The 22786-nt window shown below is 57.5% G+C and carries 13 protein-coding genes and 2 pseudogenes; 8 read left to right on the top strand and 7 right to left on the bottom strand.

All coding sequences use genetic code 11. The annotated features are described in order from the left end of the window. Positions 1 to 136: 136 nt before the first annotated feature. Both B5E41_RS26545 and B5E41_RS26540 read right to left on the bottom strand, forming a co-directional pair. Entirely contained in the window at positions 137 to 1621 is a 1485-nt protein-coding gene (locus B5E41_RS26545) for a hypothetical protein (RefSeq protein ID WP_088396727.1), read from the bottom strand. Next, on the bottom strand, positions 1614 to 6584 hold the full coding sequence (locus B5E41_RS26540; protein WP_176439493.1) for an AAA domain-containing protein: 4971 nt from the start codon (positions 6582 to 6584) through the stop codon (positions 1614 to 1616). Before B5E41_RS26540 ends, B5E41_RS26545 begins: the two co-directional genes overlap by 8 nt. A gap of 332 nt (positions 6585 to 6916) precedes the next feature. On the opposite strand from B5E41_RS26540, the gene B5E41_RS26535 reads away from it, so the two are divergent. Next, on the top strand, positions 6917 to 8134 hold the full coding sequence (locus tag B5E41_RS26535) for a hypothetical protein (protein WP_088396725.1): 1218 nt from the start codon (positions 6917 to 6919) through the stop codon (positions 8132 to 8134). Here the strand turns inward: B5E41_RS26535 and B5E41_RS26530 are convergent. Then, positions 8131 to 9276 (bottom strand): RHE_PE00001 family protein, encoded by a 1146-nt coding sequence (locus B5E41_RS26530; RefSeq protein ID WP_088396724.1) that lies wholly within the window; start codon positions 9274 to 9276, stop codon positions 8131 to 8133. The genes B5E41_RS26535 and B5E41_RS26530 overlap by 4 nt on opposite strands. A gap of 503 nt (positions 9277 to 9779) precedes the next feature. Between B5E41_RS26530 and B5E41_RS26525 the strand changes: the two genes are divergently transcribed. Next, a complete protein-coding gene (locus tag B5E41_RS26525; protein WP_088396723.1) occupies positions 9780 to 10697 on the top strand; it encodes a recombinase family protein in 918 nt (305 codons plus the stop codon). Between the two features lie 1694 nt (positions 10698 to 12391). Here B5E41_RS26525 and B5E41_RS26515 read toward each other — a convergent pair. The 4 genes and pseudogenes from B5E41_RS26515 to repA form a co-directional block, all read right to left on the bottom strand. Then, positions 12392 to 12922, bottom strand: a pseudogene (locus tag B5E41_RS26515) (integrase core domain-containing protein); the annotation flags it as partial. A 361-nt stretch (positions 12923 to 13283) separates the two neighbouring features. Further along, complete coding sequence (repC, locus tag B5E41_RS26505) at positions 13284 to 14492, bottom strand: plasmid replication protein RepC (RefSeq protein ID WP_088396722.1); 1209 nt, start codon at positions 14490 to 14492, stop codon at positions 13284 to 13286. A 155-nt stretch (positions 14493 to 14647) separates the two neighbouring features. Continuing rightward, a complete protein-coding gene (gene repB / locus B5E41_RS26500; RefSeq protein ID WP_088396721.1) occupies positions 14648 to 15673 on the bottom strand; it encodes a plasmid partitioning protein RepB in 1026 nt (341 codons plus the stop codon). Then, complete coding sequence (repA, locus tag B5E41_RS26495) at positions 15670 to 16884, bottom strand: plasmid partitioning protein RepA (RefSeq protein WP_088396768.1); 1215 nt, start codon at positions 16882 to 16884, stop codon at positions 15670 to 15672. Before repA ends, repB begins: the two co-directional genes overlap by 4 nt. A 389-nt stretch (positions 16885 to 17273) precedes the next feature. On the opposite strand from repA, the gene traI reads away from it, so the two are divergent. The 6 genes and pseudogenes from traI to trbJ all read left to right on the top strand — a co-directional run bounded on the left by traI (position 17274) and on the right by trbJ (position 22769). Further along, positions 17274 to 17897, top strand: a complete 624-nt coding sequence (traI, locus tag B5E41_RS26490) for an acyl-homoserine-lactone synthase (protein WP_088396720.1) — start codon at positions 17274 to 17276, stop codon at positions 17895 to 17897. Positions 17898 to 17908: 11 nt separating this feature from the next. Next, entirely contained in the window at positions 17909 to 18886 is a 978-nt protein-coding gene (gene trbB / locus B5E41_RS26485; RefSeq protein WP_088396719.1) for a P-type conjugative transfer ATPase TrbB, read from the top strand. Then, positions 18876 to 19253: a TrbC/VirB2 family protein gene (locus B5E41_RS26480; RefSeq protein ID WP_088396718.1), complete on the top strand. Its 378-nt coding sequence runs from the start codon at positions 18876 to 18878 to the stop codon at positions 19251 to 19253. The genes trbB and B5E41_RS26480 overlap by 11 nt, the downstream gene beginning before the upstream one ends. Then, positions 19246 to 19545: a conjugal transfer protein TrbD gene (locus tag B5E41_RS26475; protein ID WP_088396717.1), complete on the top strand. Its 300-nt coding sequence runs from the start codon at positions 19246 to 19248 to the stop codon at positions 19543 to 19545. Before B5E41_RS26480 ends, B5E41_RS26475 begins: the two co-directional genes overlap by 8 nt. Before the next feature lie 24 nt (positions 19546 to 19569). After that, entirely contained in the window at positions 19570 to 22008 is a 2439-nt protein-coding gene (locus B5E41_RS26470) for a conjugal transfer protein TrbE (RefSeq protein ID WP_483431147.1), read from the top strand. Continuing rightward, positions 21980 to 22769: pseudogene (trbJ, locus tag B5E41_RS26465) on the top strand (P-type conjugative transfer protein TrbJ). Before B5E41_RS26470 ends, trbJ begins: the two are co-directional and overlap by 29 nt. Positions 22770 to 22786 lie beyond the last annotated feature (17 nt).

Genomic DNA, 22786 nt, shown 5'->3' with positions numbered 1-22786 from the left:
CTTGGCTGCAATGCCTCCTCGAAAACGACAGCACACAGCCAACCAAATCGGATTTGTTGATGTGTGGGATACGAACAGTCGAACCTTTGACCAGACGATCTAACCTAATGATCAATTCGGAATCGGCAGGAGCTTTTCAATCTACCTTCGCTTCCAACGCCGCTCGAGGCGCAATTGCTCGTTCGATAGCCGAACGTCGTGCGTCTTCGTTAACGCGTGGCACGACTTCATCACCAATTAAATTCTCGATTCGACGGATCACCGCGGGATCAAACGTAGCGAACCCAAGCGGGGCCGGCGCACCCATTCCTGCCGGACCGATGGGCGCATGAACGAGTGCAACCGCGGCCAACCCCGGTATGAGATATATCTCGAGGCTAGGGGGAAGGCTGCAGTATGCGATAGCAACCGAGTTGTCGAAGGCAGAACTAATGTATTTTGGTACTTTTTCAGTGCAAACGCAGCATGTCTCGGGTTCACTGGATTCGTCCCCATCGGAATGACGGAGTTTCATTCTTATGAGGGCATTCAGATCCCTAAGAAGGGTCGTTGCACCCCAATGCTTTGTTACCGGAGGTACAGAGAGGACCATCTTCGGGGGATCGCTTTTCCGAAGGCCATAATCAATCACTCGCAGGATCCGCTCAATGTTTCCCTGTGTCAGAAGCGAGCCGACCAAAGCGATCGTCTGCCTATCCGTTCGAGGTTCGCCTGCGCGGGAAACCGCCTCTCGCCAGTATCGCCCGATAGAGAGGCCGCTGCTGATTGTAAATTCCTTGAAAAATTCAGGAGCAAGTTCAGTCAAGAGTCTGTAGGCGTGGGCATCAACAGCTTCCTGCTTGGGAAGCCGAAGCTCAGAAAGAAACCGTCCAACAGCCTGTTCGATCTCGGGGCGATCAGACATTTCCTGATCCGATCGCCACGAGGTGAGATCCGCCTCGACGACGCTTGGGCTTGAAGCTTGAGCGACAACTTTGATCCGCACTGGGACTTGAAAACGATCACCGGGAATCGCAGATCCTATTGCGTAAAGGTCGCGGCGCTGAAGGCGGTCGCGGTCTTCACGATCGGCGAGTTCTCGGAAAAAATAGTGAAAACGGTCCTCTACAACTTTCGACGCTCTCCCCCCTCCTTTATAAACGTCGAGGCTAAGGTCGGGAAGGTTCATCTCCAGTTGATCGAGATGCATATGGGTCTGAGGCGCTATCGCTAGCTGGTCAAATCCGAAACTATTGCGGCGGTTCTCGACAGAATAGATAGCTGGGCCGTCGTCACCGTTCGAGAAAAGAGCTTCTCCAGCGGTCGTAAGCCAAAGCCTATTCGTGCGGCGCTCAATGTAACCTGGCGTCGTTCCTTCGCCTAGAACGAATTCCATCTCGACGCGATTGTAACCGAAAAACTGCCGAGCTTCGTCCTCTCCAATTCCGTCGACAGATTTAACTAACCGCATGAGAAATTCGAGGGTTGGACTCATCTGGCCAAGGACGGCAACCTTGTAGCTCACATCGTATCTGCGGCATGGCAACAGGACGTCGAATGTGTGCAGCTCGACCTTGCGGTCTTCCTCGGGTGGAACAAGATCATCGGTCTTCAACTTGAGTATTTTGCGTTTCTCAAGCATCTGTCACCTCGCTTTTTGATACGACTGCCCGCAACTTGTCCCTTGGCGTCAGCATGTCGGCGGCGTCAATGCAACGCGCGTGCCCTTGTCCCAATGCCATATCAAACTTGCCGGTCATTTGGGCGACCGGCCCCCCGTGTCGCCATCCTGAGCGACTCCCCACTATCACTAGCCTATCCATCGCACGGCTGGCCGCCACGTTAATGCGATTGGGGGTCGCCAGAAAACCCTCCTTGATGAAGCGCGAATTCCCAGTAGTTTTTCCTTCACGGTTATTGCGGACGAGCGACAAGAGGACGATCGGGTTCTCCTTCCCCTGGTAACTGTCGACAGTGCCGATCTTAATGCGGCGGTCCAGATGCTCGCCCAACGCCGACCTCAGCATGATTTTCCGTATCAGGTCGCGTTGGGCGGCGTACATGCAGATCACACCGATACCGAATGGATATTCTCGCTGCCCGACTAGCCAATCGCTAAACTCGGCGTGCCTTAGCCATTCCTCAAGCGTCTTGACGATAGCGTCGGCTTCTATGCGATTGACGCGGCCGAACTCGCCGACTTTCCCTTCAAACGCGCTTTCTGACATTCCAGCGGTGTCGATCCAGGTGAGTGGCTTGTCGAAGGGCTCCGGCAACACATCGGAAGGAAGCACGAAGTGATGTCTGCCAGCTTTGAGAGTCAAATCTGGGTAAAACGCTTCCGACACCAGCTTACCAATCGGCTCGAGCATTCTGTACTGAGTAGCGAGCCGCGCTCCAGCGAGCGTCCCGTAGGTCGCCTCAAAAACCCTTTCGAAATCGCTCCGCTTGATCTCTCTTTTCGAAATGTTTGTTCGCTTTGCTACCCGGTCCACGACTTCAGCGCGATGTTGCGGCTCTAGTTGGGCCTGATCGCCAACAAGCACCGCCCAGCGGGCTGCTTGAAGTGGAACGAGAAGTTCGCTCGCAGTGCATCTCGCTGCTTCATCGATGATGACTAGGTCAAATGACGTGTTGGTCAAACCGAGGGACGTCCGGCCGAGACCCACGCATGTCCCTGCTACTATCTGGCGCGTTCCGGCCAGGAAAGGTTCGAAACTGCGCAGATATCGGGATGCGCTGCTAACAAAATCCCGGCCTATTCCCGCGACGGCCTGCAGTTTCTTGATCTTGTCCGCGCTGATACCGGATCCGGAATGCTTTTCCATAAGGTAATAGAGCGCTTCGTCTTGAAAATCGGAAAATGGTGAGCCGACTTCTGCCGCAAGGTGCGAGGGAAGACCGAGCTTTTCGAGCACAAGCTCGAGCGAACCCCTGAGACCCGTCACGCGTGCGTCAGCCTCGTTAATTTCTACCAGCAGCTCCTCTAGGCGCATGGCCATAGGCAGGACCTGTTGCTGGAAGACAAGGACGTCGTTGACAGCCTCCCTGTCGACCCCGATGGATTTTCCGACTATTGCCATCCTCTCACTGAAAGTGGCCGAGAACCTATCTTTTAGGGATTGCTCCACTTTAGGCGTGTGAAATTCTCTGATCTGATCCGAGACTTGGTCTTCGCTCATGGCCACTCTGAGGATGCTCGGGTCGCCTCCAGACGTCCGAAACAACCTGAGAAGCGCTTCCGCTGCCGTGTTGACCGCTTCGTGCGCTTGGCTAGAAAGCAATACGTTCCGCGCAAGTCCCTTTGTGATCGCATAATGCGCAAGCGCCGCTATGAAGCGAGTCTTGCCCGTCCCCGGCGGACCTTGCAGCAATCCAACCGGGCGAGCGGCCACAATCGCGCGAAACGCCCGTGTCTGGTCATCGTTAAGTTCGTAAGAAGCGAGCTGCTCCTCGTCTATCATATGCTCGATCCGGGTCGGTTCAGCCGCAGATCGAGGATCAAATACAGAAACAAGGTTTCCTGCTCTCCCTTCCCTGGCCAATATCCGATCGACGGCGCCCGATCTTCTCCTGAGCGATTCTGCTTCGAAATGGCTCACGAACCGAAGCCGTTGCCCTTCTTCGAGGAATGACCCGTGTGGCGGTCCCGAAAATTGGGGTGGCTCGATTACGGCGATTGTCGCGGTAGAGCGTGATAAATCGAGCTCTCCGACACGCCTCCATCCGCCTTTGGATTGTCGCTGCACGCCTACGGTGTCGTTTCGGTCGAAATCGAAACTTCCGCTTTCCAGTTCGATAGCGGCGACATGCCTTCGGGTGGATCTATCAAACGAGCTGTCGAGAATGACCCGGGCGTCAGTCGTCAGTTCCTTCTCGATTGTGATTAGTTCACGCCACAAAAGCGGGACATCAACTTCTTCGACGTCGCGGTTCGCGGCTTCCTCCGCCACAAGTTCGGTTAAGCTTTCCTCAGCCTCTTCCTCGGGGATTGCGGGTGCGGACGTATCTTCAATATCATCGGGTGCCGCCGAGGCCGATTCTGTCACGGCCTTGTCCGAGACAAGCTCAGTGATCAGAGGTTCGAGTTGGGACAGGTCGTTGTGAGTTGAGGTGTGAATCGCAACGGACCCCTCAAACGAGAAGTTCTCGAAGCGGCTGATGATCGCAATACGGGTCAGGGTTAACGTGCGACGGTAACACGCGCGCGGCTTCCCATTGTCGTCTAGTTTTACTTCAAGTTCTTCGGAGGCGCCGCGGATGATCACCTTCGCTGGCCCCGTCTGGTTTAGCCCCATGGTTCTCACGAAGTAACGGCCCTCGTCAGGCTCAATGGGCCCCACCTCGGCGTTTCGAACAGATATCACAATTTGTCTTCCGGCTTCGCCGGGTGCGCCTAAAGGCGCCCTAGCTATTGCCAACGCCCTCTCCAAAGCCTCCGCGAGCGGAAGGAGCGTCGTCAGGCGGGGTTCTTTGGTGCGGCAGGTATCTATCGCCTTAGCTATGCCGACGGCAAGCTCTACGGGGAGGTAACAAACCGCGAGCATCTCCTCCGCAAGCTTCGTCACAGCATAGCGATCTCGCTGGAAACGATCTCCGCCTGCCGAATAGTTCCCGTTCTGCAGGTCCCCGTCCGCGGTGGGCGAAAAGTCAAAGAAGTCGATGAAGAACCAATCGTTACCCTCCGTTAAGACGATGTTGTCGGGCTTGAGATCACCGTGCGCGAGAGAGGCTTCGTGCAGCCGGGAGACAGCCGACTCGAGCCTCCTTACCGCCTCTATCGCCACTTCCGGCTTCAACCAGTCGGCAGGAGGATGTTCAAGCAGCTCCGCCAACGTTTTTCCCGCAGCCCAGTCCTGAACAAGAGCGAAGGCATCAGAGAGCCAGTACACTCCTCGGATCTTCGATATCCCCGCGGGCGCGTCGATCTTCGCATTGGAGGCCGCATCGAGAAAGCTGAGGACACGTTTTCCTTCTTTATCGAGATCGCCCCAAGCGGCCTGCTTCCATAACTTTACGAGGACGTCCTCGCCCTCGACCGTGCTTCGCCATACATCTACTCTGTCGCTTTCTCTTAGGAGGTCGTCGGCAAGCGGGAATTTTGCGGCAAGGGCTCGCTGCGATCGTATCTCGAGGCGGTATTTCTCCAGCGAGGTTCGCACTTCTTGAGGAGTAGGATGCTCTGTTGTCGCCCTGTTAAACATCTCAAGCGCATTGCGCGCGTTCGCGAACCGCCTCTGCGGATCGACGTCAAGCATTTCAGCAAACCAATCATGGAGATGCTGGAACCCCAGATCTGGATCAACCGCTGCGTCCCACTCCGGGGGCTCTCCCTCCGGAGTTTGGCCGAAAAGAATCTGATGCACCGCAACGCCGAGGAGGTAGACGTCCCGCCTCGCTACATCAGATTTTAGGCCAAGCAGGTCCTCAGGAAGCGTCACGCTCGCCAGAAAGTTGTACCGTGCCTTCCCGAGCGTTTTGACGCTCGGATGCCAGGCGGCGAAGAGATGCGACAGCCTCACCGTTGTTGGCATTTCTAGCCAAATGCTGTGCCCTCCGAGGTCAAGGTGGGCGGCATCTACCCGATGAAACTCGGCGACTGCCGAAAGCAACTGGCGAGCGAGCTCCGTCCTTCCTGCCGCCGTAACGTTATCCTTCTCTGTCGCCGACCAATCCGACAGCCTTTTCAGCCTTCGCCGCCGGTCAAATACCTCCCAGTAATCTACGCCGCCAGAAGTGTCGTCAACGCGCGGTGCAAGTAGAAACTTTTCTAAATTGTCCGCCCGGTCCCGAAGCCAGTGATACACTCGACGTTCCCGGCCCACGATCTCACTACGCACTTCCGCGTTCTGAAACCTCGTATCTGTGACCTTAGCAAAATCCCAGAGGCGCAAGGTGCCCAGATTCGGAGGGGTACCAGCCTCTTTGGCTTCGAATTCCCTATAAATCTGTCCAGGATGATTGAAGACCGATACCTCTTCGGGAACGTACCGGTCAAACTTACGGCGGCCAGGCTCCAGAGGAGACTTGCTCCCACCATTGAAGAATCTGGTGAGGTGCTCCTTCCAGAACGGGTCGGTCAGGGGCCGCGACAATATTTCGCCGGCGATTGAGCCGAAAGTCTCGCGATCTCGCCTGTCGTCGGTTATCTGCTTTATAAGATCATCGACGGTGAAGACCGATGCCCTCTCGGTCGCAGGAATTCCTGAGCGCTCGTTATTGCCGATCAGAGCAACGACGCCATCGATACGAGGTACGGGAAGTTTACGGGTCTCCTGTCGATTGCCTAATTCTTTTTTGAGAAGTTGATAGAGATGGCGTTTGATCTCAAGGACCTTTTGAACCGGTGATGGCTCGTGATCTACGCCGTCGAGATACCACCTGCCGTCTGTCCCGGTGATCGCCGCGCTTCCCCAGTTCTTCAGGTCGATTATGAGCACTCGTTTGCTCGTTATGAGGATCACATCAACCTCGCGCGTGGTCCCTGCACTTAAGGAGATGTCGAGGTTGGTAAATGCGTACCAAGATGCCGGGAGATTGCGTAGCTTATCGATACCTGCAATTTCGTTTTTATGTATTCCCCGCCCGCAATTCTTTATTTGCAACAGCCCGCCCCCTCTAAGAACCTGTCTCGAATGCAATCAAAGATTGATAGACCGAGTTTCTCGTACAGTCGAGGTCTACCGAAAGCTAAAAAAGGGGAGATCGGTTTGTTTTGCTCCGGCAATTTTTACTGCGCGAGCCACAAGCCTGGGACAACTAAAGTCACGGTCGTGACGGACATTGAAGCGTCCGTTGGCAACATATTTTTCCGTTGCCTGCGAGGATACCTGCAGCCGTGCCCTTGACGGCGCTATAGGCCGGGGTCTCAAGAGAGGATGGCGACCCAACCGAATCTGGGCAATGGTACTTGGGGACAATGATTAAGAAGCGTCGTATGTCGTTCGAACGAGCCCACGGCTTGCTTGAAGAGATAAGAAACCTTCGGGCGGCCATGGGAGCTGGGGTGACACCATCGCCGACGATGCTGCATCCGCTCTGGCTGCTACAACGGTTGCTGGTGAAGGAAATTACGCGAGCCGAACGGAAAATTCGTCGGATCAAGTCGATCCTGAGGCTGACTGCCGAGCATGATGGTTCGGATAGGTCGATCTCGTTAATGACGCAAGTTGAGGCCTATCGCCATCTCACGTACATATGGCGATCGTTTGGGGACGCGGTTGCGTTCCTTTTCATGGACAAGTTCGCGCTAAGGCAAGCTTTCTACAACACGCATAATACAAATGCTAAGCAGGACGCCGGCTTTCTTTCAGGCAAGGCGGGATTTGTTGGCGAATGGGAAGAGGTTGAAAAGTGGCTCCGTCAGGGTATCCCCGCTTTGCTCGCCGACCTCACAAACACGATCCGGCATGGAGACGTGTGCCTTATGGTTGGCCCGGACCCCGTTCTTATTGAAGTCAAGCTTGGTGAGCTGGACACACGAGGGCGGCAACAGCGCGACTCCATCCGCCAGTTGATGGAGTTTTTTGAGAACGACGAAATACCCAACCTGCGTGGGCTTGGAAAGATCTACCGAACAGCCCATCATTCTCCTGAATTATGTTACGCCCATGTAATGGAGGACACCATCATCGCGGCGGCCAGAACCGGCGCCGCCTTCAAATCCCCGGAGCGCGGTCTCTGGTATGTCGCGATAGCCGATGGAGCTGTTGACTTAAAAGCCACTATCCATGGGTTCAGTCTTGGGCATCCAATCGTCTATCCACTTAACGAGGTTAAGACAAATCGGTCTTGGGCGCCATACAGCCCTCTTATCCTCTCGATTCGAGACAGGGAATCGTCCTATCGATTCATGTGGGGCGATATCATTGTTTTCGTCATCTATGACCTAGACGAGCTGGTGGCCGCGGCGGCATCGCGCGGTCTCAAAACGACCCTCTTCTCGCGCGAAGAGGATTCGGTATTCGAGCTCATCGAACCCATCACCGGAAAAAACATCAGACTTGCATGGCAGTTGTTTGATCGGCTTGCACTCGAGTTCACTTCGCCCGGCTGGCTCCTCGAGATAACAGTCGAACGCCTGAATTCGCAAGGAGTGCCGTCAGCAGCTTCCTCTGAACGAAATACTAGGACCGGGAAAAGCGCAGTGTTCTAAACAACGCCCCATGCCCGAAACCTCCCCCTCCCCGTCATCTCCCTGAGCCCGAGTTCCAAGACAATCCGCCGCGCCGCCTGCGGCGTGACGCCCAGCGTCTTTACGACCGTCTTAGCCGACACCAGCGGTTTCGCCATCACCAGCTCGACCAGCTCCGGTAGTTTTGACGAGGCCCGCCGGCCCAAAAGTTTGCGCTCCATCATTGTTCGCGCCAGCGCCAGGCGGTCGTGCTCCTTCAGGCCGATCTCGGCGGCCGCCAAAAAACCGTGGGCGATGGCGAGCAGCCGGGTCTCGCGATCGCGATGCCGGCGCCGATCGACGGGAATGGTTTTCAGGCCGAGATTGACGGCGGCCAGGTGGGTGTCAGTGGTGACACCGGCCTGGCGCAGGATCGAAGCGGCCAGCAGCCGGCCGAGCCAGGGCGCATGCTGCAGCACTGACAATTCATTCCAGGCATCGAGGGCGACGATCGCCTGCAGCACCGCCGGCAAGTCTTGGGCCTGTCGTAACACAGCCCGCCATTCCTCCAGCCTCGCGTCCTCATCCCAGTCGAGATCGTAGATCATCGAATCTTTGTCCTGGCCACTGCCACTGCCAGGGCCAGGCCGTGTTGCGTTTTCGATCGCCGCCTCGGATCGGGCCAGCACCGCGTCGATGGCGGCGTAGTCGACACCGGGGAGGCCCTCGCCACTGTCAGCATCGTCCCCCTCCCCTATCGGCTCGACAGCGACAGGCCGCTTACCGGCTGCGCCCCTCTCAGCATCATCGGCGCTGACCGATGTCACGTCCGAGGTTTGCCTGAGCGTGCGAATGCCGTCGGGTGACAGGGCCCAGCCGGACGGCTGGGAAGAAATCCGCCGGCGGGTTTTCAAAACGTCGCGGGCGATTGTCAGTTCATGGGTGGGTGTGCGAATATCGCGGGTGTCGTCGTGGAGGACGAGGTCCTCGAGATGGACCAGTTCGCCGTCGATCCAGAGCGAGGCGCAGGCGTCGGCGAAATGCGATCGTTCGATCCACCCCTGTCCGACCGGCGAGCGGGCGATGCGCTCGTCGAGACGCGTCAACTCGATGCCGGCTCGAAAAGCCGGGTCCATCAAGCTCGATATGGGCAATCTTGCAAAATCGTAAGCCATTGAAATCATGGTAAATGATTTCTTACCAGAACTCTATATCAAAGTTTGGGTTCCTCACTTGGTATGGTCGAAAGTTGATCGCCTGACTTCCGATAAGTAGTGCTTATCGGATTTGGAGCCGCAAATCAGTGTGTCGGTCGCCCCGGATCCCCGAACGCCTTGTTTTCCGGGCTTCCAAGGCGATTTCGGCCGGGATGACCGGACTCAGTCATCGCAAAATTCGGCGACCGCCGTCGGTGCACATGGCTGGTCCTCATTTCCGGAATTGAGCGCCGGCGCCCTTGAGCAGGCTTCTCCGCCCGCAGCCATCACCAAAGCCGCTGTTTTTCCGGCATTTCCGCCCTGGAAGCCCGCTGACGCGCATTTGCCACTGCGGACGCTCCATTGCTCGTCGGCGGTAGCATTTCGAGTCTGACGGGCCGCTATTCAATGCCTAAAATACGCTTGCAACTGACCCTTTACTCACGCATTCCTTATCTGTACAAAGCACCTGAAATACCCGTGAGAAAACCATGGCAAAACGGCCAGGCGCCAATCCATCGTCAGCACCCAAACGGCTTATCGGCTATGCACGCGTCTCGACTGATGATCAGGTCCATGATGCGCAGATGGACGAGCTGCGCGCCGCCGGCTGTGAGCGGATTTTTCAGGAGCAAGCATCAGGTGCTTCACGGGCACGGCCCGTCCTAACGAGACTGCTCGGCGAGCTCGCCGCCGGCGACGTGCTTGTTGTTGTCCGGCTGGATCGCCTTGCTCGGTCGGTCAGCCATCTGTTGCAGGTGATCGAGGACCTTGAAGAACGCGGCGTCCATTTCCGGTCGATCCGCGATCCGATCGATACGTCCACACCACAGGGCATGTTTTCCCTTCAGGTCCTCGGCGCGGTCGCGCAGCTCGAGCGGGCGCTCATCGCCGAGCGCACCAAAGCCGGCATTAAGGCGGCGAAGGCGCGCGGCAAGCTTCCTGGAAATCCGGGTCTGCGAGAACGACGGCCGGAGGCGATCAAGGCAGTCTCGCAAGCACGGCATAAGTTATATCTTGATGAACTCATTGCATCGGCGCAGACGTGGCTGCCGATGGTGCGGCAACTCCGGCCGCAGCACAGTTGGGACAATGTCGTGCGGGTGCTCAATCGCCGTGGCCACGACTGGACCGTCGAACGCCTTCGTCGCGCTGTTCATCGCATGGTCCGCGAAAAGCTGGCGGAGAAGGAACTCCTTGCTCGGTCCCCTCGCCGCGCTCCCGAAGACTACCTGATGAAGCTGGTGGCAGCGATTGCCATTGCCGATCCCAATCTGTCGCTGCGCGACATCGCCGCGCAACTGGACCAGATGGGAGAACGGCCTGTCCGCGGCGGCAAGAAGTGGCAACCGTCCTCGGTGCGGGTCCTGCTGGACGAAGCCCACCGGTTTGGCCTCATTCGCCGCTGAGGGCACGGTTCATCCGGCAACCGATGGCAGGGTGTTTCTTCTTGCCGCTATTCGACGGCATAGCTTGCAGGTCCGGCTTTGGGGATCTGCAGCGCCAGGACCGCTAGTCGCTATCGCTCCACAGTTTCGGCTCAGCGCCTACATCCTCGACCGCGGAGGCGGCTTCTTCCCCCTGCTCGCCCTCCCTCCCTCGGAACATGCTGCGGTTTCAGCCGCGGCGATTACGTTCCGTAGAGGCGCGCGGGCCATGACCCTCGACGGCGCCATTGAAAGCAGAGAACGGCCCCCTCCCCTCGCGGCCAATCCATCTCGGCCGCACGAAGAATTCGGGCGCGAGCTAGGACCCAGTCAGACAGTGTTTGTTTCATTCAAAATCCCATAAGCGTTTCGGCGTTCTTTCGAGGATGGTCGACAATTCGGTTGGGCCTTTGTCCACGCCGGCAGCTATGATTTCTACAAGAATGACTACGGCCAAAATCTGCGCACATATTGTTTCGCGACCAGCAAGTTCCGACTGTCCTCGGAGCCTGGGAGGTCATCGTCCTGAAGCATCTCGCGGAAGCGTTGCAAAGATTACAAGCTAATGTCTGCTTTCAGTCGTGACAAACATTGTCATTGGTCGCTTGATGGGATAGGGGGAGCCTGTTGCCTGGGCTCCTCCCTCCCAGCCACCCGGCATCCGGATCCGCACCGGGCGGTTGGAGCAGTTGAAGTCGTCAGGATCGCAGTTCTCCCAGCCTGACGCGTGGCGTTGCTTATCCTGGTGCGGCGGATTTCATTTCTCGCTGCCGTGGCCCTTCGAGCTTCACCCTACCTGCCAGATCGGCGAGCTTCGCTGACGCGACCATCAGAGACCGTTCAAATCAGATAACCAGCGGTTCTCCCTTTCGCTCGTTCGGCCCTTCGTCCGCACTTCCGTGCTCACTACTACGGCCTCTGCTTCTCGCTCAGGCTCGACACCGTCGCCCTTTGGCGTGAGGCGAGATATCCCCAGGTAAGAGCGCACTCCTTCACTGCCCGACCGCCGGATCTACGCCACCGCCTCTTGGTCAAGAGAGCTTCGCCGTTCTTTGCCCGCTCGCCCTGGTCGGCACCGCCATATCCGATTCTTGTTCATCGGCCCTCAGTTTCGATCCACGCTTCCTCCTCACGGTTGGTCGCCCTTCCTCAGTTGCGCTTCGCTTCGCTCGCCATGACCAACTTACGGTGGGGACTTCCACCCACAAGAGTGCGCCCATGCTGGGCGCACAACACGAAGCTGCTCGATCGGGTCCGTGCATCAACTGACCTTACTACACCAGCCCCATAGAAGGCTGGCGGCCATTCTACCCAGTCAACCGTGACCTTAGAATGTCATGAGATCTTTACGGTCATTACGATCAAAATTGCCCATCAAAACCTGCGAACCCATGGCGGCGACAGGACGGTACCTATCTCGATGGCTGACCTTGTGAAAGGTGGCCCCGGAGCGGGTCGTGCACCGTTCATAGAAGCGTCTGAAAAGTCGTTTCTTTTCAAAGTGTTGGAGCTGTGGTCAGCTGACCACTGGAAAACTAGCTGTTGGCGGGGCGTCTTACTCCAAAAAACTCCCTGCCAGTTGGCCCACGACAGCAGGTCGGGCGGAAAAACCTTGATCACTGGACCCGCTGGCTGGCGCTCAATCCTCATCCGGCGGCGATTAGAGCCTCAGCGGTTTAGAGTAGGCCAAATGGCGTGGTTACGGCGGTTATTTCGGCATCATTTGTCGGGGTCTGGTATCCGAGCGATGCGTGCGGCCGGAATTGGTTGTAATCGTCGGCCCATTCGGCAATGGCACTTCGGGCATGATCGAGGCCGAAGAAGAGGCTTTCGTTGAGCAGCTCGTCGCGCATGCAGCCGTTGGAGCTCTCGACATAGCCATTCTGCATCTCCTTTCCCGGCGCGATGTAGTGCCGCTCGACATCATGATCTTTCGACCGGGCAAGGATGGCATTTGAGGTGAGTTCGGTGCCTGTCGGAAACGACCATTCCAGGTTTGCCGCGCATAGGATGAGGGTCGTCAGCTCTCGAGCGACGCGACGACGCAAGATCGAGGTGTCCGGGATCGCCGCCAGGCATTCGCGCGTCACATCGTCGACGATGTTGAGCACGCGAAACCGCCTTCCGCAAGTGAACTGGTCGTGAACGAAATCCAGCTACCAGCGGGCATCGGCTTTCGCTTCGACCAGGATCGGGGCCTCTGCGGATAGCAGCAGGTATTTGTTCCTATTGTTTGCGTCCTATTCCTTCGGCGCAATCGCGCATTCGCGATTAGCCGGCGCAGCAGGCCACCTTGCGATTTGCTCGCCGCGACGGTTCCAATGAATTACTGAATCGTGCGAAGACTTCGCTCCTGGCTTGTTTGTGCTCGACTTTGGAGCGACTTCGTATTGAGGTCACGGTCTACTGTTCCCCTAAGAGGCGTCATTTAGCTCAGGGCCCGACGGTAACCGGCACACAGTCCCTCCGACAAGCCGCCTTCGAAAATCAGCGTCTTCCAAGGGGTTAGCTCTGTGGTCAGCTGACCACAACCGAAATCCTCAGCGGCAGGATAACGATCAGCCGCACCTACCCAGCCCTCAAACCACCTTGTCCGTTGGCCTTCAACAACGCCATTAACATCGGGCCAAGCGAGAATTCACCGCGCTCACTCCGGCGCGTTAGATCCCGCAGATAGCCTCCAGGGGAGTTGATAAAATTAGCCCTTTCCAGGATGCACGCAATTGCCACCGCCGCGTTCTCCGGTCCTAGCGCCTCGCAGGCATCCTGGTAGGCGGAAGGGCTTACCCCCAGCATAGATCGAACCACCACAGCGGCAGACATCAGATCTCGCCAGTTCCCCACGCCGCGTGGCGCATAGTCGCTGATCATCGGGCACGCCTTGAGCACCAATTCCAATGGGAACGCCCTTTGCGATTTATTCTTCGGCTGATGGCTCAAGCCAGCCTTTGCCCCCTGCTCCTTTTCGGAGCGAGGTTCATATTCATTGATGGATTCGGGTTTTGAATTCTGTATGTGCTGCTCGATACGAGCAGCATTGGTGCTAATTTTTTCATTATTCTCAAGGTTTTCCAATCGATTGAGCACTTCCTCACGGAGCATCAACATTTCATCGAGAACGCTAGTGACCCCTTCAAGGGTCGGAACACGCGGAATTCTGCTCACGAGCGCAACGTAGATATCTTCGGTCGTCTGCCAATCGCCGTCTGCGCCCTCGACCATTGCAGCCGTGATAAGTTTGCGAACATCCCGCCGGCAAATGGTAAGGCTCTCTTTGGCCTTCCTGAGAGAGGCTCTCTCGGCCGCCACTCTTTGCGCCAACATCGCCAACTCTTCCGATCGCGCCAGCAGGGGCGACAGGTCGAAGCCGAAAGCGTTCTCGATCCGGCCATCGTCGCCCTTACGGGCGAAGCGCTTGCCATTTGCGCTATCCTTACGGACGATTAACCCCGACTCCACCAGGATAGCTATATGCCGCCGCAACGTTGCGCCCGCCATTGCATGCGCCCGAAGCGCCAGTTGAGCATTCGACGGGAAGACAATCAATTGTGCGTCCTGACGCAACTCATTGTCAGGATAAAAGCTCAAAAGTGCGTCAAGAACGGCCAGGCTGTTCGACTGGATCCCGAGCAGTCCCATCGCGGCGGAAGCGTCTCTCAACACTTTCCACTTATCGGCAATCTTTCCATGCTTGATCTCTATTGCCGCCTGGCGCCGCACGAGCGCAAGCGTCATCGGCCGCCGCCCGAACGGCGTCGTCACATTCCCCGAATGCATTGTCTCTCACCTTTCACCAGGCAAACGAAATTCGCTCACCAAAACGGCGCCAAAGACTCTTGACGAGGATTCGAGGAAATGCGATTCTGTTCTTGCTACAGAGACAGAAGGGCTTCCACGACGGCGACGTTGAGGGAGCTCTTTTCTTTTGCGGGTTACACTCCCTGTTTCCGTTGATGCGTTGCGCGATGCTCCTGGTAGAGCGCCGGCAAATGCTCGAGTACGAAAGCCGCGAAATCCGGCGTGGCTTTCCTGTCAATGGTAATTTCGACCTTGCTCTTGCTCTGCGTGACCTGCGCAAGCCTGTCGCCATCGGGGGTCGACATGACGTCTGGCAACCCGCGCGCAATCCGACGCGGTTTCAAATGGTCGATCACCGCCTTGAAGCGGTCTGACGACGGCAGCGCCTGCACCTCTTCCGAGGCCGCATATTTCGCCGCGCCTCCCGGAGACGATGCTTTCTCAACCAGCTCTGCCAATTGCTGCCAACTTGGGCGTCCAACGCCTGGAGCGGCGCCAATGGCATCGATCAATTCAGAGGGGAGGGCGTCGACAAGCAGGAGCATCTTCGACAAGTTGCTTTTGTCGATTGACATAGCCGCGATGACGATTTCTCGTGGAAACTGCTTGTTTAGCTTGTGTGCGAAACGTGCCTTTTCGATGAAGGTGAGGTCTTCGCGCTCATTGTTTTCCTGACCCTGTGCGATAACCAACTGCTCGTCCGTCAAGTCCCGAACAACCGCCTTGACCGGCAGTCCTAGCTCCGAAACGGCGCGCAGCCGGCGGTGTCCAAAGGCAACCTGGTAGCGCCCGGGTTTAACGGGATGAGGTCTCACAAGGATTGGGACCTGCTGTCCTTGCTCGCGGACGGATGCAAGAAGTCCTTCGATATCACCTTGCATACGATCCTGAACGAAGGACGACTCAATTAACGACGTGTCCAGTTCAACCACGGCCTGACCTTCGGCTAGACGCCGCTCGATCTCGTCGGCACGACCAAGACGATCATTTTGCTCGCGCAACGCGTTACCGATGTTTGCAGTCAGCTTCGTCGCTGGATCTCGTTCTTTTCTGGTCACGCCGAGAAGCGGCATGGAGCGAGTCTTTGCCGCTCTGTGTTCAGCAGCTGATGAGCTGTCGGGGGCGTCCGTGGAGACGTCAAGGAGGTGCTTCCGACTCATGTGGTTCTACCCCATGCTTTTTTGATCAGAGTTTCGATCTCGTCGTTGACGGCGTTCATCGCCTCTAAGGCCCGATCATAGGTTGAGCGCGTGAACTGTCCGCGCTCAACCTCAAAGAGGGTTTGATTTGTCAGACCAGCGTCCGAAACGGCCGTCGTCTTGAGCATCGGAAAATTGAGGACATTTTCGCCGAAGATCGAACGCAGATAGCCCACCATCTGGTTCTGCGGGCCATCGCTCGGTTCAAAACGAGTGACGAGGTAGCGCATCCAATTGAACTTGAACTGGGCGCCTGCATTCTCGATTTCCCGAAGGAGATTCGAGGTCATCGCCAGAAACTGGTTCATCGACATTACATCCAACATCTGCGGATGGACGGTGACGAGGATCGAGGTTGCGGCAGTCAGAGCCGAAAGAGTGAGGTAGCCAAGTTGAGGAGGGCAATCGATAACGACGACATCGTAGTTGTCCGCGATGTCTTCGATGACCTGACTGATCCGACCGTAAAAAAGCGTGTCGCCTTCCTTCCGGTTCATAAGCGCGCGGGGGGTGTCGTGCTCGAACTCCATCAGTTCAAGATTGCCGGGAATTAGATGAAGATCCGGGATGTACGTTCCTCGGACAACCTGCTCGATTGGGACCTGCTCGTCATCATACCGGATGGCGCCATAGAGTGTTTCGTTCGGACCAACGTCAGTTTCTGGCTGACTGCCGAAGAGTGCGGAAAGGCTTGCTTGGGGATCAAGATCAATCGCCAGAATTCGGTAGCCACGCATTGCCAGGTACTGTGCCAGATGCGCGGCCGTCGTCGTCTTGCCCGAGCCGCCTTTGAAATTCATCACCGAGATGACTTGAAGCTGCTCTCCCGTGCGACGATGGGGCAGGTAGCGCCGGTTCCCGCGGCCAATCAGGTCCAGGTGCTTACGGATTGAATGAATATCCTCGATCGTAAACGTGCGTCGACCGCCGGGACTCATGCTAACGTGCAATTCAGGCATTTCCGAAGCAGTTTGCCTAAGATAAGACTCACCGATGCCAAGCAATTTTGAGGCTTCTGACGGTGCAAAGGATCGAATGCCCTTTTCGGACGTCGGCGGGAAGACCTTGAGATGATGGGCTTGAAGTTGGCTGGAGAGAGCGTCGGCATGACGCTCCATCAATGCGGTCAACCCTTCGACGACTGGCGCTGTTTTTGCTGCGGTCTTCGCCATCTCAAAACCCATTTCCTGCAAGTGGCGGAATTTTTCGCGAAACCGGTAAAGTTCCGCCACTAGCTATTAGAGCCGATTCTGCATTTTCAGCAAGGGCTTTTAGGTTAACGAAAGGTTAACGCGGAGAAGCCCGAAACGTAGAGCAAATGGATATTTCCGTTTAGAGCCTGAAGCTTAGCAAGGCCGCGGCACCGACGGGTTCACGGTATGTTTTACTGTGAATCCTACAAATGTGCCCGCGGCGATTTCGGCGAAAAGCAGAAGACTTCGGCAAAGGCGGTGATCTCCTTGCCGCGACTCACTCACAAAAAACCTTGTAGGATTCGACAACTGACGCCCGATTCCGATTCGTGCTGAGTTCCCGTCGCCTAACAACGACGGAGAAATCCATGCAGGTATTCGCGATCTCGACACCAAAAAATTGCTACGAAGCGCAGCTGGTTCAGGACCATCATAGGCTACGTGCGTCGGTCTTTTCCACTCGCTTGAATTGGGATGTGGAAGTGGTCGACGACTGCGAGGCAGATGGGTTTGACGCTCTCGGCCCGACTTACATCCTGGCTGTCACCGCGGCTGGACGACTTGCAGGATGTGCGCGCCTTTTGCCTGCGATGGGACCGACCATGCTGGCAGACGTATTTCCATCGCTGCTCCCAAAAGGCCGCCTGAACGCTCATCCCCTGATGGTCGAGAGCTCTCGCTTTTGCGTCGACACCGCCCTCGAAGAGGGGAGGGGAGACGGTTCGGTTCACGAGGCAACGCGGACCATGTTCGCCGGCATCGTAGAATGGTGCCTGGCGGGCGGTCTCACCGAAGTCGTTACGGTAACGGATATCAGGTTCGAGCGGATTCTTGCTCGCGTCGAATGGCCTCTCCAGCGCCTGGGGCAGCCGGAGAAGATCGGTGCCACCACCGCCATCGCAGGCACGCTGCCAGCAAACGCTGAGACCTTCCTGAGGTTACGGCCGCCGAACTACCAATCCAACCTCACCGCCTGCAGTCATCAAGCGTAACGGAGACCACTTTGACCCAGCTTCCTTCTCATCCCCGGCTCGTGCGCAAACTTCAGGAGGCGCTTGGCGATCAACTCTGCATCGCGCTCGAGGACGCGGCGGTCGTCGATATCATGCTCAATCCCGATGGAAAGCTCTTTATCGAACGGCTGGGCCACGGTGTTGCCCCGGCCGGAGAAATGTCCTCGGCGGCCGCGGAAATGGTGATCGGAACCGTCGCTCATGCCCTTCAGTCGGAGGTGGACGACGAGCAACCAATCATCTCGGGCGAATTGCCGATCGGCGGCCACCGTTTTGAAGGGCTGCTGCCTCCAGTGGTGGCCAAGCCCGCCTTCACTATTCGGCGCCGAGCGTCGCGGCTCATCCCGCTCGACGACTACATCCGGTCCGGGGTGATGGGCGAACATCACGCATCGACGATCCGAAGCGCCATCGCCGCAAGGCTCAACATCATCATCTCGGGAGGAACAGGTTCCGGCAAGACGACGCTCGCGAACGCGGTGATCGGCGAAATCGTCAAATCCGCGCCGGAAGACCGTCTGGTCATTCTCGAGGACACCGCCGAGATTCAGTGCACGGCTGAAAACGCCGTTCTCCTGCACACCAGTGATACCGTCGACATGGGGCGTCTCTTGAAGAGCACGATGCGGCTTCGGCCTGACCGCATAGTCGTTGGTGAGGTCCGCGATGGCGCTGCGCTCACATTGCTCAAGGCGTGGAACACCGGCCATCCCGGCGGCGTCGCGACAATCCACTCCAACACCGCCATGTCGGCGCTGCGACGACTGGAACAATTAACTGCGGAAGCAAGTCAGCAGCCGATGCAAGAGGTGATCGGCGAGGCGGTCGACCTGATCATCTCGATCGAGCGGACGCCGCGCGGTCGGCGCGTCCGCGACGTGATTCAAGTCGAACGGTTCGCTGGGGGGCAATACGAAACTGAGTCCGGCCAGCTCACCGAAGAAGAGGAGGCGCGCCATGTCGCGTAAAGTTTCCCTCGTCACCATCACGCTCCTTGCGGCCCCGGTCGTGCTTGCTTCATTTGGTCCGGCTCTCGCCAGCTCCTCGGGCGGTGGTCTGCCTTGGGAAGGACCGCTGCAGCAAATCCAGGAGTCGATCACCGGCCCGGTTGCGGGCGCCATTGCGCTCGCGGCAATGGCGATAGCGGGCGGCATGCTGATCTTTGGCGGCGAGCTCAACGATTTTGCGCGACGTCTCGTCTACGTCGTGCTCGTTGCCGGCATCCTTCTCGGTGCGACTCAGATTGTCGGTCTGTTCGGTTCGACCGGTGCGTCAATTGGATTGGCGAAACAACAGCTCAACCCGCCTGCGGGCGGGGAGGCGGCCGATGGCTGAGTCGCTTACCGGATTGCAACGCAATCTCATCCACCGGGCTCTTTCCCGTTCAAATCTTTTGATGGGAGCGGATCGCGAACTGGTGCTGCTCACCGGACTTGCGGCCGTGATCCTAATCTTCGTCGTCCTCACAATCTATTCGGCGATCTTCGGTGTCGCCGTCTGGATCCTGGTCGTCGGGGTTCTCAGGATCATGGCGAAGTCCGACCCACTAATGCGACAGGTCTACATCCGGCACATTTCCTACAGGCCCACCTACAAGGCGACGAGTTCGCCTTGGCGCCGATACTGAGGAGGCGCCCATGCTCTGAAACGTTTGCGGACCACAGGCCCATCCTTTGCCGATCTCGTTCCTTACGCCGGTCTTGTCGATAACGGCGTTCTGCTTCTGAAGGACGGCAGTCTCATGGCGGGTTGGTACTTTGCCGGCCCCGACTCCGAAAGCGCGACCGCTCTCGAGCGCAACGAGCTGTCGCGGCAGATCAATTCGATCCTCTCTCGGCTCGGAAGCGGCTGGATGATCCAGGTCGAGGCGATCCGCATTCCGACCATGGACTACCCATCCGACGATCGGTGCCATTTCCCCGATCCGGTAACACGGGCGATCGACGCCGAGCGCCGGGCGCATTTTGCGCGCGAACAGGGACATTTTGAGAGCAAGCACGCAATCGTTCTCACCTACCGGCCGCTGGAGTCGAAGAAGACGGCACTGAGCAAATACATCTATTCGGACGAGGAAAGCCGCAAGAAGTCTTATGCGGACACAGTGCTCTTCGAGTTCAAAAACGCCATTCGGGAAATCGAGCAGTATCTGGCGAACAACCTTTCGATCCGTCGGATGGAAACGCGCGTCGTCAGGGAACGAGGCGGGACGCGAAATGCACGGTACGATGAGTTGCTGCAGTTCGTTCGCTTCTGCATCACCGGCGAGAGCCACCCGATCCGGCTTCCCGACGTTCCCATGTACCTCGACTGGATCGCGACTGCCGAGCTCGAGCATGGGCTGACGCCGAAGATCGAGAGCCAGTTTCTCGGGGTCGTCGCAATCGACGGGTTGCCGGCGGAAAGCTGGCCGGGGATCCTCAACAGCCTGGATCTGATGCCGCTCACCTATCGCTGGTCGTCGCGCTTCATTTTCCTCGATGCCGAGGAGGCACGACAGAAGCTCGAACGCACCCGGAAGAAATGGCAGCAGAAGGTCCGGCCCTTCTTTGATCAATTATTCCGGACGCAAAGCCGGTCCGTTGACCAGGACGCCATGACAATGGTGGCCGAGACCGAGGACGCAATTGCACAGGCTTTGTCGCAGCGGGTCGCCTACGGCTACTACACGCCGGTGATCGTGCTGTTCGATCACGACCGCGAAGCACTCCAGGAGAAGGCGGAGGCGATCCGACGGCTGATCCAGGCCGAGGGCTTCGGAGCGCGGATCGAAACGCTCAACGCCACCGATGCCTATCTTGGTAGCCTGCCGGGCAATTGGTACTGCAATATTCGCGAGCCCTTGATCAACACCAACAATCTGGCCGATCTTATCCCGCTCAATGCGGTCTGGTCAGGTAGCCCGATCGCGCCGTGTCCATTCTATCCGCCAAATTCAGCGCCGCTTATGCAGGTGGCGAGCGGCTCCACACCGTTTCGCCTGAACCTGCATGTCGGCGACGTTGGACATACCCTCGTGTTCGGTCCGACGGGCTCCGGCAAGTCGACCCTTCTGGCGCTGATCGTCGCGCAGTTTCGACGCTACGAGAACGCCCAGGTCTTTGCCTTCGACAAAGGCAACTCACTGCTGCCGTTGACGTTGGCAGGTGGCGGCGACCACTACGAAATTGGCGGAGACACTGAAGGGGAGGGGAAGGCGCTTGCCTTCTGCCCGCTCTCCGAACTCGGAAGTAATGCGGACCGGGCCTGGGCGAGCGAATGGATCGAGATGCTGATCGCGTTGCAAGGCGTCACAGTTTCGCCTGATTATCGCAATGCCATCTCCCGGCAGGTCGGCTTAATGGCAAGCGCCCCGGGCCGATCGCTCTCAGATTTTGTGTCTGGGGTCCAGATACGCGAGATCAAGGACGCGCTTCACCATTACACGGTCGACGGTCCGATGGGCCAGTTGCTCGACGCCGAGCAGGATGGCCTTTCGCTTGGCGCGCTGCAAACCTTCGAGATCGATCACCTCATGAATTTGGGAGAGCGCAATCTAGTGCCGGTGCTTACCTACTTGTTCCGGCGCATCGAAAAGCGCCTCGATGGCTCTCCAAGCCTGATCCTGTTGGACGAAGCTTGGCTGATGCTCGGTCACCCCGTTTTTCGCGCAAAGATCCGCGAGTGGCTGAAAGTGCTGCGCAAAGCGAATTGTGCCGTTGTTCTCGCCACACAATCGATCTCGGACGCGGAGCGCTCGGGGATCATCGACGTCTTGAAGGAATCTTGCCCGACGAAAATCTGCCTTCCGAACGGTGCTGCGCGCGAGCCGGGAACGCGGGAATTCTATGAGCGCATCGGCTTTAACGAGCGCCAGATCGATATCGTCGCGGGCGCAGCCCAAAAGCGCGAATATTACGTCGCCACGCCAGAGGGCCGGCGGCTGTTCGATATGACGCTTGGCCCCGTCGCGTTGAGCTTCGTCGGGGCTTCCGGCAAGGACGACCTAAAACGCATCCGGGCGCTGATTGCCGAACACGGCCGTGACTGGCCGATCCATTGGCTGAACACGAGAGGAGTTCACGATGCCGCATCGCAGCTCAATTTCGAGTAGATGGCTGACGGGCTTAAGCGCCCTCGCAATCGGAGTTGCTACCGTGGCGCAGGCCGAAGCTGGCACCGCCACCGGCGCAGCAACCGAGTGGACTCAGGTCCTCAACAACGGCGAACTGGTTTCCCTCGTCGGTCAATCCGGCGAGCAGATTCAGAATCAGCTGACACAGATCAGCCAGCTTGCGCAACAGATCGAGACCCAGCTGAACATCTATCAGAACCTTCTCCAGAACACGGCGACACTGCCGTCTTACATGTGGGGAAAGGTCGAAAGCGACCTCAATCGGCTCCGCAGCATTGTTGACCAGGGGCAAAGCATATCGTTCTCGATGGGGAATGCCGACGATGTCTTGCAGCAGCGCTTCCAGAGCTATGCCAACCTCAAGACCAACCTTCCGAATGCAGCCAGCTTCACATCCACGTATCAAACTTGGTCAGATACCAACCGTGACACGATCGCCAGCAAGTCTCACGGCCGATCAATTCGACAGCGAGGAAAACACGATGTCAACGCTGCGCGCGATGTCCGAGACCGCCGACGGGCAAATGAAGGCGCTCCAGGTCGGTCACGAAATCGCTTCGCAGCAAGTCGCGCAGATGCAGAAAATGCGCGGGCTCGTTTCACAACAGATGACCATGATGGGCACCTGGCTCCAGACCGAGCAGACTGACAAGGATCTCGCACAGGCTCGTCGGGAAAAGTTCTTTGGCGCGACTGCACCATCCACGTCCGGCGGGGAAAGGATGAAAATCGAATGGTGAGAACCAAGTTGATCCTG

The organism is Rhizobium esperanzae, assembly GCF_002204185.1.
Lineage (GTDB): Bacteria > Pseudomonadota > Alphaproteobacteria > Rhizobiales > Rhizobiaceae > Rhizobium > Rhizobium esperanzae.
The sequence above is the reverse complement of the archived record's forward strand: the minus strand, read 5'-3'. Positions and strand labels throughout refer to the sequence as shown.